Raw genomic sequence first — 15142 nt, 5'->3', positions numbered from 1 at the left:
GCTGCGGCTAAGGCCGCTCCTTGAAACGAACCTCGCTTGCCGAAGCGCAAATCCTGACCTCGTCGCCGAGCGACCATTCGGCTGCCCTTGCCGCCATGGCCGCGGGCACGCCCTGCGAGCCAGGCCCGGCGGGAACATCATAGGTAGCGTGCGCATCATGCGGCAGCAGCACGCCATAGCCGCGCTGAAACGCCGCCCGCGCGGTTGCGGCGACACACATCTCCGAGAGCACGCCGCAGATCACCACATCCTTCACGCCGAAGGCGGTCAGAATGGCGTCAAGATTGGTGCCGTCGAAGCCGTCATCCTCCGTTTTCCGAATGACCACCTCGCCGGACAGAGGTGCAAAATGGAGTTTCCATCCCGGCTGAAGCGGCTCGTCCAGCGCACCGGGCGGGCCATCGTTCTGCAAGAAAATCACCGGCGTCCATGCCGACCGCGCCTTGTCCAGCAGGAGTTCGACCATCGACCTTAACATGGCATGGCCCGGAACTGCACTTGGGCCATGGACGAAGGCATTCTGCACATCGACGATGAGCAGGGCATCGACCGGTAGATGGTGATCGGAAATCTCTTGTTGCTCTTCTTCCATCGATTAGTCAGTCCCCTACCTTGAAACAAACTCCGAAGCATATGGGTACGCACCGGGTAACCCAGCAATATAAGACTGCCTTAAAAAGCGGCTTTGACGACCATCTCGACGCCAAGCGCGAGGAGACAAACCAGAAACCAGCGGCGGAACGCGGTGGGGCCGACCCGGTTGCGGATGACCTGGCCGGCCCACATGCCGGCAAGCGCCGGGACGATCGCCAGAGTAGAGAGCGCCAGATTGTCGATGCGGAAGGCGCCATGCCAGGCGAGCGCAGCGGCCAATGCCACGGTGGAGACAGTGAAGGAGAGGCCGAGCGCTTGGATCAGCTCCTCCTTCTCCAGTCCAAGTGACTGCAGATAAGGCACCGCCGGCACGACGAAGACGCCGGTCGCGCCCGTGAGCAAGCCGGTGACCGCGCCGACGAGCGGCGATAGCAGCGGCTCGAATCTTGCGGGCACATGCAGTTGACGAGCGAGCAAAACATGGCCGGCATAGAGGATGAGGGCAAGACCCAGCGCCGCCGTGGTCCTGCGGGTATCGCCGGCAGCCAACAAATATGAGCCGGCGAAGGTTCCGACAATTATGGCGATAACCAGGAGGAAGAAGCGGCGGGCAAGCGTGCCAAAATTCGGACCTGCCAGCAGCTGCCAGACATTGGTGACGAAAGAGGGCACGATCAGCAGGCTCGCTGCCGTCAGCGGCGAGATCAGCGTGCCCAAAACTCCCATCGCCACCGTCGGCAGCCCCATTCCGGTGACGCCCTTGACCATGCCTGCGACGAAGAAGGTCGCGAAGATTGCCGCAATAAGCCATATCGAATGATCCATCATGCCTTTTCAGTAGCAGAGACAAAGGCCGGCACAATGCGGATGATGCGAAGTCAGCCTTCGGCTTTTCCGAAGGCTGGAGATGCGGTAACCTGAACGTCATGCGCTTTGATCTGACCGACCTTCGCCTTTTCCTTGCCGTCGTCGATGCCGGCAGCATCACGCATGGAGCCGCCGATGTCGGGCTTTCGCTGCCGGCTGCCAGCGAGCGGCTGCGCGACATGGAGGTGAATGGCGGCGTGAAGCTGCTGGAGCGTGGGCGACGCGGCGTGAGCCCGACGACTGCCGGCGAAGCGCTGGCGCATCATGCCCGGTTAATCCAGCGGCAGCTCACGCAAATGCGCGGCGAGCTTGGCGAGCACGCAAGCGGCCTGCGCGCAACCGTCCGGCTTCTCGCCAACACCGCGGCGATCGCCGAATATCTGCCGCCTCGCCTTGCCGAATGGATGGCCAGAAACCCGCGAACGGACATCGATCTCAAGGAGCGCCAAAGCATCGAGATCGCCCGAGCACTGTCAGCCGGACTGGCCGAGATCGGCATCCTATCGGACGCGGCCGATACCTCCGGCCTGATATTGCGGCCCTTCGCGATCGACCGGCTGGTGGTGGTGATATCTAGCGATCATGCGCTTGCAGCATCAAAGCAGACCAGCTTCACGGAAATCCTGCATGAGCATTTCATCGGACTTGCCGGCGGAGCATTGCAGGATCACATCGACGCGCAGGCCGCCCGGCTCGGCACTCGGCTGAAGATGCGGGCGCGGATGCGGACATTCGAAAGCATTTGCGAAATGGCAGGCCGTGGCATCGGCCTCGGCATCGTGCCGGAAGCGGCGGCGCGGCGCTGCAGTCGATCCGCAAAAATTGCGGCCCTTCGCCTCACCGACCCATGGGCAACGCGCCGGCTTTCGGTCTGCGCACGATCCCTCGAAGACCTTCCGTCGCCGGCCCGCGATCTTTTCGAGCATCTCGCTGCGACGTGATCACTGCTTGTTGAAAAAACGCGTTGGGATCGACTAGTCTCACCGCATGGCTGTCGGGGGAGACAGCGCAATGGGAGGTGGGTATGGAATTTCACGACGATGAGCTTCACCGCTTCGAAGCCGAAGGGGCCGCGCCCTTGCCGCGAGCCGGGGTGGAAGACCATGTCGATCATGACGGCGCGCGTATCTGGTATGCCTCCTATGGCAGCGGCGCACCGGTGATCCTTCTGCATGGCGGGCTCGGAAACAGCGGCAATTGGGGCTATCAGGTGCCGGCGCTGATCGATGCAGGCCATCAGGTTATCGTCATCGACAGCCGAGGCCATGGCCGCAGCACACGGGACGAGCGACCATACACGTATGAGCTCATGGCCTCCGACGTTCTCGCCGTCATGGACAGGCTGAAGATCGAAAAGGCTGTCATCGCCGGATGGAGCGACGGCGCCTGCATCGGCATGGTGCTTGGAAAAACCCATCCGGAGCGCGTTTCCGGCGTCTTCTTCTTTGCCTGCAACATGGACCCGAGCGGCACCAAGGAATTCGTGGCGACGCCGATCATCGAGCGCTGCTTCTCCCGCCACACGAAGGATTATGCAGCCCTTTCCGCCACGCCGGACAAGTTCGATGCCTTCGTCGAGGCGGTCGGCCTGATGCAGCGGACCGAGCCGAACTACACCATCGCCGATCTCGCCGAGATCGATGTGCCTGTCGCCATCGTGCAGAGCGAGTACGACGAATTCATCAAGCGTGAACACGCCGATTACCTCGTGCAGCACATTCCCGGCGCGCAGCTGATTCTTCTGCCCGGTGTCAGCCATTTCGCACCGCTGCAGCGGCCGGCGCAGTTCAACGCCGCCCTGCTCGATTTTCTCGCAACGATTCCAGCCTGAGAGCAGATTCAGTTGCGCATGTCCGATCGTTGGAATAAATGATGATCATCATCTTATTCGAACTCCCGAGACCGAATCGCCGCTGACAGGCCCTTCCGCCCCGGGGAGCAATTTTGGCTCCAGGCAGGAGAATTTTATGACAGCCACTTTGTTTTCGCCGCTTTCCATTGGTCCTTATGAATTTGCGCATCGCATCGTCATGGCGCCGCTGACCCGCATGCGGGCGAGCCAGCCGGGCAATGTGCCTTCGGCACTGAACGCCGAATATTATGCCCAGCGCGCCAGCGAGGGTGGCCTGATCATTTCCGAAGGTTCTCAGATTTCCCGCGCCGGACAGGGCATGCCGGCCACGCCAGGCATCCACACGCCCGAGCAGATCGCCGGCTGGAAGGCGGTGACGGATGCGGTTCATTGCAAGGGCGGCAAGATCTTCCTGCAGCTCTGGCATGTCGGCCGCATCTCCCATTCCTCGCACCAGCCTGATGGAGCTCCACCGATCGCCCCTTCCGCCATTGCCGCCAAGGGACAGGCCTTCACAGCCTCCTTCGAGCGCGTGCCCTTCGAGACACCGCAGGCGATCGATATCGACCTGATGCCGCTTTTGATCGACGTTTATGCTCAGGCGGCCGCGAATGCCAAGCAAGCCGGCTTCGACGGCGTCGAGATCCACGGCGCCAATGGCTATCTGATCGAACAGTTCCTGCAGGCGCGCACGAACCAACGCACCGACCAATATGGCGGCTCGATCGAGAACCGCACGCGGTTGTTGCTTGAGGTGGTCGAGGCGGTATCTGAAGTCTGGGGGTCGAATCGGGTCGGTGTCCGCCTGTCACCCTTCGGCATAGCCAATGACAGCGGCGAGGACGATCCCTTGCGCCTCTATGGCCATGTCATTCGCGAGTTGGACCGGCTCAACCTCGCCTATCTGCATCTGATCGAGCCGCGCGCCAGCGGTGCCGGCCAGGCCGAAGTCGACCACAAGAACGTGCCCTCAGCTGCGGAATTGTTCCGGCCCGCCTGGTCCGGCACGCTGATCGCCGCCGGCAATTTCCGGCCGGATACCGCTGAGGCCGCACTTGCCGCCGGCCATGCCGATGCCATCGCCTTCGGTCGGCTGTTCATCGCCAATCCCGATCTGCCGGAGCGTATTCGTCTGGGTGCATCGCTCAACCCCTATCATCGCCCGACTTTCTATGGCGGCGGTGCCGAGGGTTATACCGACTATCCGACGCTCGACGCCAGGGAGGCCGCCGAATGAGCACGCCAAGCGCAATTATTGTCGGCGTGGGTGCCGAGCAGGGACTGGGTGCGGCGCTCTGCCGACTTCTCGCGGACAAGGGCTATCATGTCATCATCGCCGGCCGGACCTCAGCGAAGATCGATCAGGTGGCCGCTGCCATCCAGGCAGCCGGCGGCAGTGCCGAGGCGATCGAAACGGATGCGACGGATGAAGCTGCGGTCATCCGGCTATTCGAGCACGCCTTTACCGTTCGGGACGACATCGCTCCGCCCGATCTGGTCGTTTTCAACGCGGGCATCAATCGTCAGATCGGCTTTCGCGATCTGACGGCCACCCAGTTCGAAGAATTCTGGCGCATCTGCTGCTTCGGCGGCTTCCTGGTCGGCCGCGAGGCGGCGCGCCGTCTCGCCTCGCTCGGCCGCGGCACCGTGATTTTCACCGGCGCTTCCGCAAGCCTGCGCGGTAAGGCGGGCTTTGCGCAATTCGCCGCCGCTAAGGCCGGTCTTCGAATGATCAGCCAAAGCATGGCGCGCGAGTTCGGCCCGCTCGGTCTGCATGTGGCTCACACCATCATCGACGGCGGCATTGACGGTGAACGGCTGCGCTCGCGCCGGCCGGATGTGGATGTCGATGGGCTGCTGAACATCGACGCCATTGCCGAGAGCTACTGGCATATCCACCGTCAGCATCCTTCGGCCTGGACGCAGGAGCTCGATCTGCGCCCCTACAAGGAAAACTTCTGAGGCCGGCGTTGGAGCAACTCGTGGCGTTGCTCTAGCAATTTCGCGTCAGGGCCTTGGCGATCGCGAGGAATTTCGGGTCCCCGAAGCCGGTGCGATGCCGGATCTCGGCTTCACCCTCCTCGTCTGATGTCTCGCTCGGTATGGTGAAGGACCACGCCGACGGCCGCTTCCGGCGGCGGAAAAGCTGCGCCAGCCGGCTCAGCACACTCTGTTTGTCAGCCTCATCCTTGTGTTCTGAAGGCGGATCGACGGCATTCGGATTACAGGGATCACCCCATCGCTCATCATAGAGATCCTTGAATAGATAATTGGTCATCATGGGCTTCGTCTTTCGTTTTTGAATCGATTCAATATCGACGTGCATTGATTTCTTGAATCGGTTCAATCGTACGCTTCGAAAATCTGCTGTCAAGCAGAATTGAACCGATACAACTTCATTGCTAGTATCCACCGGAAACATATGGAGGATTTGATTGGCCAAGGGCACCATCAGGCTCGCGGATGTCGCCAAGGCGGCGGGCGTATCGCAGGGAACCGCTTCCAATGTTTTCAGCCGGCCGGAAGTGGTGCGCGAAGAGGTGCGCGAGCATGTGCTCGAGACGGCCAAGCGGCTTGGCTATGCCGGACCGAGCCTGACCGGCCGTCTGCTGCGGGCCGGAAAGGTCAATGCCATCGGCGTCGCCGTCGTCGAGCCGCTTTCCTATTTCTTCAACGACCCGTGGGCCAGGGCGCTCCTGGCCGCTGTGTCCCAGGTCTGCGATGCCAGCGGCACGGGTCTCGCCCTGGTCTCGGCCAAGGATCGGCACAAGCTCGACTGGAATATCAAGAGCGCGCTGGTCGACGGCTTCATTCTGCTCTGTGTGGAAGGCGGCGAAAAGCTGGTTCAGTTGACGCGCGAGCGGCAATTGCCCTTCGTCGCTCTCGCCTTGAATGACGAGGATGCGTCGATCCCGTCGATCAGCGTTGACAATCTGGGTGGTGCAGCCGTTGCGGCCCGGCATCTGGCGGAACTCGGCCACAGACGTTTCGGCGTGCTCGCGACCGAACTTTCGGACGATCATGTCGGGCCGGTCAGCGTCGCCGGGATCGGACGGGCGATGTATTCCACCTCGCGCGATCGCGCACTCGGCTATTGGCAGGCGCTCGAAGCGTTCGGAATTGGGCGCGAAAACGTGCCTATCTTTGAGACGCTCAATGACAAGCCAAGCGTCGAAGCCGGGCTCGACTACCTGTTTTCCGCGCCGGAACCGCCGACGGCGATCCTCGCCATGTCCGATAACATCGCCTTGCTGGCGATCAACTGGCTACGGGCGCGAGGCCTCTCGGTGCCGCAGGACGTCTCCGTCATCGGCTTCGACGGCGTACCAGAAGGCGGCATGGTCGAGCCCGGCCTGACAACGATGGCCCAGCCCTTTGCCGAGATCGCGCAACGCGCGGTGCAGGCCGTTCTTCACGATGCCGTACCGGCCGAACGCGAGATGATCGATGTCACCCTGATCGTGCGTGGCACCACGGCGGCGCCAAAGCCGTGATCCCAAGGCAAACGAAGCCTTCAGATTCCGCCTCTCGCCTCTATAAACCAGTTCGCCGGTCTAGCTCGCCTGCTGCGCGCCATCCACGTTTGCCGCCCGCATCTCGATGAGCTGCCGGGCAGCGGCGGCCGCCGCATCCTTGTCGCTTGCCACTTGTACGGTGGGGAAGGCGAACTGGATACCGTTTTCGTCGAAGGATTGCTTGATCAAGGCCAGCGCACTGCGGCGGATGACCGAGAGTTCGTTCGGCTTGGCCGTGATCGCCAGCCTGATCTCGATCGCGAAATCGCCGAACTGCTCTACGCCCTTCATCTTCAGCGTCTGAATGATATTTGGCTTCAGATCCTCGTCTTCAAGCAGGCGCTGGCCGATATCCTTGACGATGCGCTTCAGCTTCACGAGATCGGTATCGTAGGTGACCTTGACGATGATCTTGTCGATCGCCCAGTCGCGGTTCATGTTATTGACCGCACCGAGTGAGCCGAAGGGGATCGTCGCCAATGGGCCGCGCTGATGGCGCAGCTTGACGGAGCGCAGGCTGAAGGATTCGACCACGCCCTTGTAATGGCCGCTTTCGATATATTCGCCGATGCGGAAAGCATCGTCCCAGAGATAAAAGACGCCGCTGATAACGTCCTTGACGATGGTCTGCGCGCCGAAGCCGACCGCGACGCCGACAACGCCGGCGCCCGCGATCAGCGGCCCGATCTGAACGCCGAGGCCCGACAGCACCATCATGACCGCAATGATGCCGATGACGACCGCAAGAATGTTGCGGAAGATCGGCAGCAGCGTCTGCAGCCGGGCACGGCTCGCCCTGATCTCGTCGGATTCGCCTGCGGCCGGCAGGGATTGCATGACTTTGCCGTCGATATAGGTTTTCGCCAGCTGCCAGACGAGATCGGCAACCAAGAGGATGATGATGCCGCCGAGAATGCCGCGAGCGATGCGGCCGACATTCGATTCGCTGCCGCTCATCATCGCATGCGCCTCGACCCCCAGCATATGGCCGAGCCATAAAGCCGCAAAGGTAATGATCAGCGCCCGCAAGCCGCGGTCGAGCAATACGGCCGCGATCTTGCCGGCGCCGAAAATGCCATCGGCCGCGTCATGCAGAGCCTCGATCGCCTGCGTTGATACCGAGAGGACGCGCGGCAGCAATATCGCATAGATGCCGATCCACAAGAGGCCATCGAAGCCGGCCACCCAGAGACACCAGAGCGCCACGAAGAAAATCGTCAACAGCCAGGAAACCGTCTTCGCCCCACGGCTTTCCTGCTGGAGTGGCCTGGACCACACGGCAGCCGTGGCGATCAGGAACAGGCCGATGCCGAGCGTGTAGCCGATGAGGTCCCGCGCACCTGCGGAAAAGTCCAGCGACGTGACGGCCTGTATGACCGCCCAGCCGCAGGCGAAATAAATGGCAAACAGCGTGCATCGCCGATACCAGTAATAGGCCACGCGCCGCCGCTCGGCGATGCGGGCGGTGCCGCCGTCCTCGTCGAGAACATCACCGGCGCGACGCATCGCGATCAATTCCATGACAAGCCTGCCGATGGAGATCGCCAGCCTGATCGATACCATCGCGATGACGCAGGCGATGGCGAAATTTTCAATGGCAGGCGGCCAGTCGAAGGCAAGAAGCGGAACGAGTGTCACCAGGCCATGGATGATGGCGGGCACGACGCCGCCCAGAAACTGGAAGCGTGCTGCCTGCAGTTCCGTCTCGGTATCCGCAGCCCTCTCAGTGCGCTGCATATGCCTGGTGTTGATGAAGCGGGCAACGGCGAGTTCGGCCACCAACCCGAGGAAGAACAGGAGGACAATCTGAACGATGATGCGCACGAGGCCGACCGACTTGCCCTCGCCTTCCAGCTTTTCCGACGCCGTCATGACCTCGTAGGGCAATGTCATCGCAGCGCCGGAGACCAGCTCGAGGTGATGCCGCGTGTGGCCGAGCATGCCTGACAGAACCGACATCTGATTGCCGTCGGCAGGACCGGGATCGCTGGCGGTCGCGGGTTTATCGTTGGCGGACGCAGGCTGACTGTTGAGCTGCGTGGTAAGCCACTGCCTGACATCGGGCTCGTTCAGCAGCTGCATCAGCTCGCGAACCTTGTCGGGCGGCGAAGTTGCCGGCTGCGGTACGGCCGCATTCTGCGCGACGACCGCCATGGGCACAGCCAGTACGAAAAGACAAAAAAGCAGGCCTCCGATCGTCCACCTGCTATCCCCGACATTCCTCATCTGCGCTGCCCTTCTTGCCATCGGACCATCCGGCCCGCTCCCGCAGACTATACGCGTTTTTCACACGGGCAAGCAGGCACTTACCGTGCTCATCCATCCGCCGGCATTGCCCCGCTACGGCAGCCGCGCTAGGTTCTGCTGCAATACCGTTCAGTGCTCGGGGATGCGCGTGTTCAATTTCCTGAAAAGGCTCTTCGGCAGAGGCGAGCGCGCTGAGGGGCGCTCCAGCCAAACCCTCCCAGTGCAAGAGCCAGAGAACACGGCCGCTGCCAAGACCCTCGATCTAAACATTCCCGACGAAGCCTTGCAGGATGAAGCAGCCTTTGCCGCCTATCTGCAGGAACGCCTGCCATTCTTCGGGGACCTCATCCGTGTCGATTACGATGCCGCGGCCGGCAGCCTGACGCTGCACGGCCGCAACGGCGATACGATGACGAAATTCCTGAGCAATGCCCTGCTGGCGCTGCGCGAAAAGCGCGGGCCGGCGCGTGCGCAGGCGCTCCTCAACTATCTCAATATGACGGAAGCAATGGTTGACAGCGGCGAGCTCGCCAAGGTGCTGCCGGTCCTGAAAGCACGCGATTTCGTCGAGGTTGCGCGGCAGCAGATGATGCAGGCCGTCAAGGACGAGCCCAATCCGCCGCAATTCGTCTACCTCGACGAGGCAGAAAACCTGATCAAGCTCTTCGTCGTCAACGGCGAAACGACGGTCAACTACGTGATGGCCGAAGCACTCGACGATTGGGGCATCGATGCCCGGGAGCTCGCCGAAATGGCACAGGCCAACCTGCAGAAGTTCCTTGCCAAGACCGGCGTCCAGATCGCCAAGCGCAGCCGATTCCAATATGTCGAGGTGGACGGTCAGTTCGAATCCAGCATCGCGTTCCTGCCGAATTTCTGGGCGCAGGTGCAGGAGCAATCCGGCGGCGCCGCGCCGATCGCCGCCTTCCTGTCGCGCGACAAGGTGTTCTTTACGCATGAGAACGACATTGAAGGCCTGCAGCTTCTGGAACTGATCAGCGCAGATCTCAGCGATGTGCCCTACGTTATTTCACCGGATCAATATCGCTGGGAAAATGGCCGCTGGACGTTGTTTCGCCGCGTCGCGCGGATGGAAGCGGCGATCCGCCACTAGAAGTTTTACTCGTTCCGGACGGAAAACCGCTACGCACTTTTCCTGGAAAACGCTTTAAACCAGCACTTCCTGATCAACGCGGTCTTCCGCGCCAAAGAATTTCAGATAGCGCTCGACCTCCGCCGGCTCGCCCGTCGCCTTCTGGGGATTGTCCGAGAGCTTCACGGCCGGCCGGCCGTTTGCCTCGATCACCTTGCAGACGATAGATATAGGATTGAGGCCCTTGAGTTCGGTCGGCGCGCAGCCGGCGAAGTCGTTGGTCAGATTGGTGCCCCAGCCGAAGCTCATGCGGACGCGGCCGTCGAAATGCTTGTAGGTGTCGATGATGGCATCGACATCGAGGCCGTCTGAGAAAATCAGCAGCTTCTGGCGCGGATCGCGGCCCATCTTCTTCCACCATTCGATGATCTTCTCGCCGCCCTCGATGGGTGGGGCGCTGTCGGGGCGGAAGCCCGTCCAGTCGGCCACCCATTCCGGAGCGTTGCGCAGGAAGGAAGCCGTGCCGAAGGCATCAGGCAATACGACGAGCAGATTGCCGCCATAGAGACGGTTCCAGTCGCGCAGCACCTTGTAGGGCGCCTTGCCAAGCTCTTCATCATTTTTCGCAAGTGCTGCGGCGACCATCGGCAGCTCATGGGCATTGGTGCCGACGGCTTCGAGATCGGAATCCATGGCAAGGAGCACATTGCTCGTGCCGGTGAAGGCGTGGGGCACACCTTCCTTCAAGGCTTCGACGCACCAGCGCTGCCAGAGGAAGCTGTGGCGTCGGCGGGTGCCGAAATCGGAAATGCGCAGGCCAGGCAGTTCCCGCAGCCGCTCCACCTTTTCCCACATCTTGGCCTTCGCGCGGGCATAGAGCACATCGAGCGTGAAGGGACCGAGCGCCTTCAGCGCCGTTCGCGAACGAAGCTCGTTGATGATGGCGAGTGCGGGAATCTCCCACATCGTTGTTTCCTTCCACGAGCCGTGGAAATCGAGAATATATTGGCCGTCGCGCTTCGAGAGCTCGTATTCCGGCAGCTGGAAATTCGACAGCCAGGCGAGGAATTCCGGTTCGAAGATCTGCGCGCGGCCGTAAAAACTGTTACCCGCCAGCCAGATCATCTCCTTCTTGGAGAGCCTGAGCGTGCGGGCATGGTCGAGCTGCTCGCGCAATTCCTTCTCGTCGATCACCTCGGCAAGGCGAACGCTCTTGGTGCGATTGATCAGCGAGAAGGTGGCATCGACATCCGGATAAAGCTTCCAGATCATCTGCAACATCAAAAGCTTATAGAAATCCGTATCGATCAGGCTGCGGATGATCGGATCGAGCTTCCAGGTATGGTTATAGACGCGGGTGGCGATATCCGTCTTGGTCATGTCGTTCCTGCCCCGTCTCCTGCCCTACGGACGTCATGCGAGCCACAGACTATCCTGCCGGCATGCGGTTGTAGCGCCTTGTTATCAAAAAATGTTGCGCGAAAGTCCAGTCGCTGAAAGAAAATTGATACCAGGGCAAATGGGTCGCATTTTGCCAGCGATAGTCGAGACAGAAGCCTCGACTATCATCATCCGAAAATAGACTTAGTAACCCCGGTTGCGATCTACCAGATGCTGCAGCGGCTCACCGCGTTCGAAGCGGGCGATCTGCTCCTCGACATGGCGCATCAGCGCCCTTTCGTCAGACATGGCGGAATCATGCGGCGTGATGATGACATTTTCCAACTCCCAGAGCGGATCGTCCGCAGCCAGAGGCTCGACGGCGAAGACATCGAGGGAGGCGCCGCCGAGGACGCCGGTGCGAACCGCCGAAGCGATATCGGCCTCAACCTGGCTCTTCCCGCGGCCCGCGTTGATGAAGACCGGCTTACCGAGCGGACCATTGCGGTGCAGCTTGGAAAAAAGCGAGGCGTTGTAGATTCCCGTCGTCTCCGGCGTCAGCGGCAAGAGGCCGACCAAGATGTCCGTGCGTCCCAGGAACTCATCGAGTCCCGCGGCATCGAAGGTTTCCATGCCATCGATCTCTTTCTTGCTGCGGGACCAGCCAATGACGTTGAAGCCCATAACTTTCAATTTCGCGGCGGCATCGCAGCCGAGAACGCCGAGGCCCATGACGCCCACGGTAACTTCTGCGGCTTCGGGGCCATTCTGCTGTACCCATAGATGCTGGCGCTGATTCCTGAAATGCCCCTGCACATCGCGCAGATGCATGAGGCACTGCATGACGACCCATTCGCTCATGCGCACTGTCAGGCTGCGATCGACGAAGCGGACCATCGGAATGTCAGGCAGGCCGGCGATCGACATCATCGAATCGACGCCGGCGCCGCCCGAGAAGATGACCTTGAGATTGGGCGCGCGCTCGAAAAGATCCGCATCCGGCTTCCACAAAAGCGCGTAGTCGACATGGGAGAGATCCGCGCCTTTATTGGCAGGATCAGCCAGATTGATGCTGCCGCGATCGGCAAAGGCCGTCTCAAGCGCCTTGGCAATGGACACGGGATTGAATTTGAGATCGACGAGAACGGGGCTTTTGGCCGGCATGATGGTGGTCTCTATTGCTGGATGGCGGCGGTCGGCACCGCCTCGATATTGAATGCGGCGGCAAGCAGCGCCCTGGTGTAATCCTCTTTCGGCGCCCGGAAAATATCGGCGGATGCGCCCTGCTCGACGACCTTGCCGAAGCGCATGACGATCAGTTCGTTGGCGAGCGCCTTCACCACCTTCAGATCGTGACTGATAAAGAGATAGGCAAGATCGTGCTTCTGCTGCAGGTCGCGCAGCAGGTCGACCACCTGCGCCTGCACGCTCATGTCGAGCGCCGAGGTGGGCTCGTCCAGCATGACGAAGCGCGGCTTCAACACCATGGCGCGGGCTATGGCGATGCGCTGGCGCTGGCCGCCAGAGAATTCATGCGGGAAGCGCCAGCGGGTGGACGGATCGAGGCCCACTTCCTCCAGCGCCCAGCAGACGCGCTTGTCGCGCTCATCGGCCGAAAGCGAGCGCTCATGCACCTTCAGCCCCTCGGCGATGATCTCGCCGACCGACATGCGCGGGCTGAGCGATCCGTAGGGGTCCTGGAAGACCACCTGCAGCTGATTGCGCAGCGGCCGCATCTCGCGGAACGAATAGCCGGCTATATCCTTGCCGACGAAGGCGATACGGCCCTTGGAGGAAATAAGCCTGGCGAGCGCGAGACCAAGCGTGGTCTTGCCTGAGCCGGATTCGCCGACGACGCCGAGCGTCTGGCCGGCGCGAAGCTTCAGATCGATCCCATCGACCGCCTTTACATGATCGACGACCTTGCGCATGAAGCCGGCCTTGATCGGGAACCAGACGCGAATATCGCTTCCTTCCATGACGACTGGCTTGTTCGCATCGCTCGCCGGCGGCTCGCCGCGCGGCTCGGCTGCCAACAGATGACGGGTATAGTCATGCTGCGGCCGGGTGAAGACGTCCTCCACCGTGCCGGTCTCGACGATCTTGCCCTTGGTCATGACGCAGACCCGGTCGGCAAATTTACGGACGATGCCGAGATCGTGGGTGATGAACAGCATCGACATGCCATGCGCACCCTTGAGCTCGCGCAGCAATTCCAAAATCTGCGCCTGCACAGTGACGTCGAGCGCGGTCGTCGGCTCGTCGGCGATCAGGAGTTCGGGGCGGTTGGCGAGCGCCATGGCGATCATCACGCGCTGGCGCTGGCCACCCGACAGCTCATGCGGATAGGCCTTGAGGCGCTTTTCCGGCTCGCGAATGCCGACTTGGTTCAAGAGCTCCAGCGTGCGACTGCGCGCGGCCTCGCCCACGATGCCCTGGTGCAGCGCCAGGATTTCGCTGATCTGCTTTTCGATCGAATGAAGCGGATTAAGCGAGGTCATCGGCTCCTGGAAGATCATGGTGATGTCGTTGCCGCGCACGGCGCGCAGCTCGTTATCCGATGCCTTCAAGAGGTCCTTGCCCTTGAACAGGATTTCGCCGGATGGGTGGCTCGCGGCCGGATAAGGCAAGAGCTTCAGGATCGAATTGGCCGAAACCGATTTGCCTGAGCCGGATTCGCCGACCAGAGCCACGACCTCGCCCTTATGGATATCGAAGGAAACGCCGTCGACGGCGGTCGAGGTCTGCCCGCCTTGATGAAAGGCGACGGAGAGATTGCGGACTGACAGCAGCGGTTCGGTCATTCGGCCATGCTTTTCAGGAGGGATGTCAGAGTGGGCTCATCGGGGCGGAGGATTGTGAGAGGTATTATGTCCAGCTTTCCACGCAACGGGTGAACCAAGTCATCGATATTTTTCAATCCCATATCTGCGGTCAGGAAATGAGAACAATGGACATGTAGTGCAGTAGCGACATGAATTGCGTCCGGTAGCTTGAGCCCTGCCTTCTGTGCCCGGAGCAACGCTGCGCCTTCGAGGACAGGTCTACTAACAGGCCAAATTTCAAGCCAGCGATCGCCGGATGACCATTCATCGTAGGTCTTAAAAAGCTCCAAGTCGTTCTGCTGGAGAGGTCTGACTTTAAGTTCGCTGAACGTCAGCTCGCTAGTTGTAAATGATACATGGTGTCCTCTTGTCGCCTCCAGCAATTGCCAAAGCAAATCGTGAAGCTGACCGCTATGTTCACGAAGCATGATGAAAATATTCGTATCCCAATAAATGCGAGGGAATGTTGTCATTCATCATCCCACTCATCACGGAGCTTGCGAATTCGAGCAACGGCTTCCTCAACGGTCACTTTGCCGGAGAAGTTTTCGGGGTGCTCTCGATACCTCCTCAAAAGGTTGCCCAGATTATCTGCAACCGCATTTTCCTTTTCGACAAAAGCAAAAGGAGAAGACGATAAAGCTTCCGACTTTTCGTCGTCTTCAATTACCAATCGCACTGTCGGGGCATCACCTTGCAGCCGATCTCGGACGTCCTTCGGCAATTTCGATACGGGATAGTGCTCCAATACAATCTTGTTCATAGCGAC

Annotated in this window: 15 protein-coding genes; 6 read left to right on the top strand and 9 right to left on the bottom strand. The window is 60.8% G+C overall.

All coding sequences use genetic code 11. The features are described from left to right. Positions 1–7: 7 nt before the first annotated feature. The gene (locus PH562_RS22800) at positions 8–592 is read right to left on the bottom strand and encodes an isochorismatase family protein (protein ID WP_285175845.1); all 585 of its coding nucleotides are present in this window, start codon (positions 590–592) and stop codon (positions 8–10) included. Positions 593–672: 80 nt separating this feature from the next. Then, complete coding sequence (locus PH562_RS22795; protein ID WP_285175843.1) at positions 673–1422, bottom strand: sulfite exporter TauE/SafE family protein; 750 nt, start codon at positions 1420–1422, stop codon at positions 673–675. Between the two features lie 98 nt (positions 1423–1520). On the opposite strand from PH562_RS22795, the gene PH562_RS22790 reads away from it, so the two are divergent. The 4 genes from PH562_RS22790 (at position 1521) to PH562_RS22775 (ending at position 5275) form a co-directional block, all read left to right on the top strand. Further along, positions 1521–2402, top strand: a complete 882-nt coding sequence (locus PH562_RS22790) for a LysR family transcriptional regulator (RefSeq protein ID WP_285175841.1) — start codon at positions 1521–1523, stop codon at positions 2400–2402. 83 nt (positions 2403–2485) lie between these two features. Next, positions 2486–3292 (top strand): alpha/beta fold hydrolase, encoded by an 807-nt coding sequence (locus PH562_RS22785; protein WP_285175839.1) that lies wholly within the window; start codon positions 2486–2488, stop codon positions 3290–3292. A gap of 136 nt (positions 3293–3428) precedes the next feature. Then, the gene (locus tag PH562_RS22780) at positions 3429–4550 is read left to right on the top strand and encodes an alkene reductase (RefSeq protein WP_285175837.1); all 1122 of its coding nucleotides are present in this window, start codon (positions 3429–3431) and stop codon (positions 4548–4550) included. Further along, positions 4547–5275, top strand: coding sequence for an SDR family NAD(P)-dependent oxidoreductase (locus tag PH562_RS22775; protein ID WP_285175834.1), 729 nt, complete (start codon positions 4547–4549; stop codon positions 5273–5275). The genes PH562_RS22780 and PH562_RS22775 overlap by 4 nt, the downstream gene beginning before the upstream one ends. A 31-nt stretch (positions 5276–5306) precedes the next feature. Here the strand turns inward: PH562_RS22775 and PH562_RS22770 are convergent, their stop codons facing one another. Next, the gene (locus tag PH562_RS22770) at positions 5307–5594 is read right to left on the bottom strand and encodes a hypothetical protein (RefSeq protein WP_285175833.1); all 288 of its coding nucleotides are present in this window, start codon (positions 5592–5594) and stop codon (positions 5307–5309) included. A 154-nt stretch (positions 5595–5748) separates the two neighbouring features. Between PH562_RS22770 and PH562_RS22765 the strand changes: the two genes are divergently transcribed. After that, positions 5749–6807: a LacI family DNA-binding transcriptional regulator gene (locus PH562_RS22765; protein ID WP_285175831.1), complete on the top strand. Its 1059-nt coding sequence runs from the start codon at positions 5749–5751 to the stop codon at positions 6805–6807. A 60-nt stretch (positions 6808–6867) separates the two neighbouring features. Here PH562_RS22765 and PH562_RS22760 read toward each other — a convergent pair whose 3' ends face one another. Beyond that, entirely contained in the window at positions 6868–8982 is a 2115-nt protein-coding gene (locus PH562_RS22760; RefSeq protein ID WP_285175829.1) for a mechanosensitive ion channel family protein, read from the bottom strand. Between the two features lie 241 nt (positions 8983–9223). On the opposite strand from PH562_RS22760, the gene PH562_RS22755 reads away from it, so the two are divergent. Next, positions 9224–10189 carry a DUF1444 domain-containing protein gene (locus PH562_RS22755; RefSeq protein ID WP_483315373.1) on the top strand — a complete coding sequence of 322 codons (966 nt, stop codon included), beginning with the start codon at positions 9224–9226 and terminating at the stop codon, positions 10187–10189. Between the two features lie 54 nt (positions 10190–10243). Here the strand turns inward: PH562_RS22755 and pncB are convergent, their stop codons facing one another. The 5 genes from pncB to PH562_RS22730 form a co-directional block, all read right to left on the bottom strand. Further along, positions 10244–11548 carry a nicotinate phosphoribosyltransferase gene (gene pncB / locus PH562_RS22750; RefSeq protein ID WP_285175826.1) on the bottom strand — a complete coding sequence of 435 codons (1305 nt, stop codon included), beginning with the start codon at positions 11546–11548 and terminating at the stop codon, positions 10244–10246. Positions 11549–11752: 204 nt separating this feature from the next. Continuing rightward, entirely contained in the window at positions 11753–12712 is a 960-nt protein-coding gene (locus PH562_RS22745) for a 2-hydroxyacid dehydrogenase (protein ID WP_285175825.1), read from the bottom strand. Between the two features lie 11 nt (positions 12713–12723). Then, positions 12724–14352, bottom strand: a complete 1629-nt coding sequence (locus PH562_RS22740) for an ABC transporter ATP-binding protein (RefSeq protein ID WP_285175824.1) — start codon at positions 14350–14352, stop codon at positions 12724–12726. Beyond that, positions 14349–14846: a type II toxin-antitoxin system VapC family toxin gene (locus PH562_RS22735; RefSeq protein WP_285175823.1), complete on the bottom strand. Its 498-nt coding sequence runs from the start codon at positions 14844–14846 to the stop codon at positions 14349–14351. The genes PH562_RS22740 and PH562_RS22735 overlap by 4 nt, the downstream gene beginning before the upstream one ends. Further along, positions 14843–15136 carry a hypothetical protein gene (locus tag PH562_RS22730; RefSeq protein ID WP_285175821.1) on the bottom strand — a complete coding sequence of 98 codons (294 nt, stop codon included), beginning with the start codon at positions 15134–15136 and terminating at the stop codon, positions 14843–14845. The genes PH562_RS22735 and PH562_RS22730 overlap by 4 nt, the downstream gene beginning before the upstream one ends. Positions 15137–15142: the final 6 nt, after the last annotated feature.

Origin of the sequence: Rhizobium centroccidentale, assembly GCF_030182565.1 — a bacterium.
GTDB lineage: Bacteria > Pseudomonadota > Alphaproteobacteria > Rhizobiales > Rhizobiaceae > Rhizobium.
The sequence above is the reverse complement of the archived record's forward strand: the minus strand, read 5'-3'. Positions and strand labels throughout refer to the sequence as shown.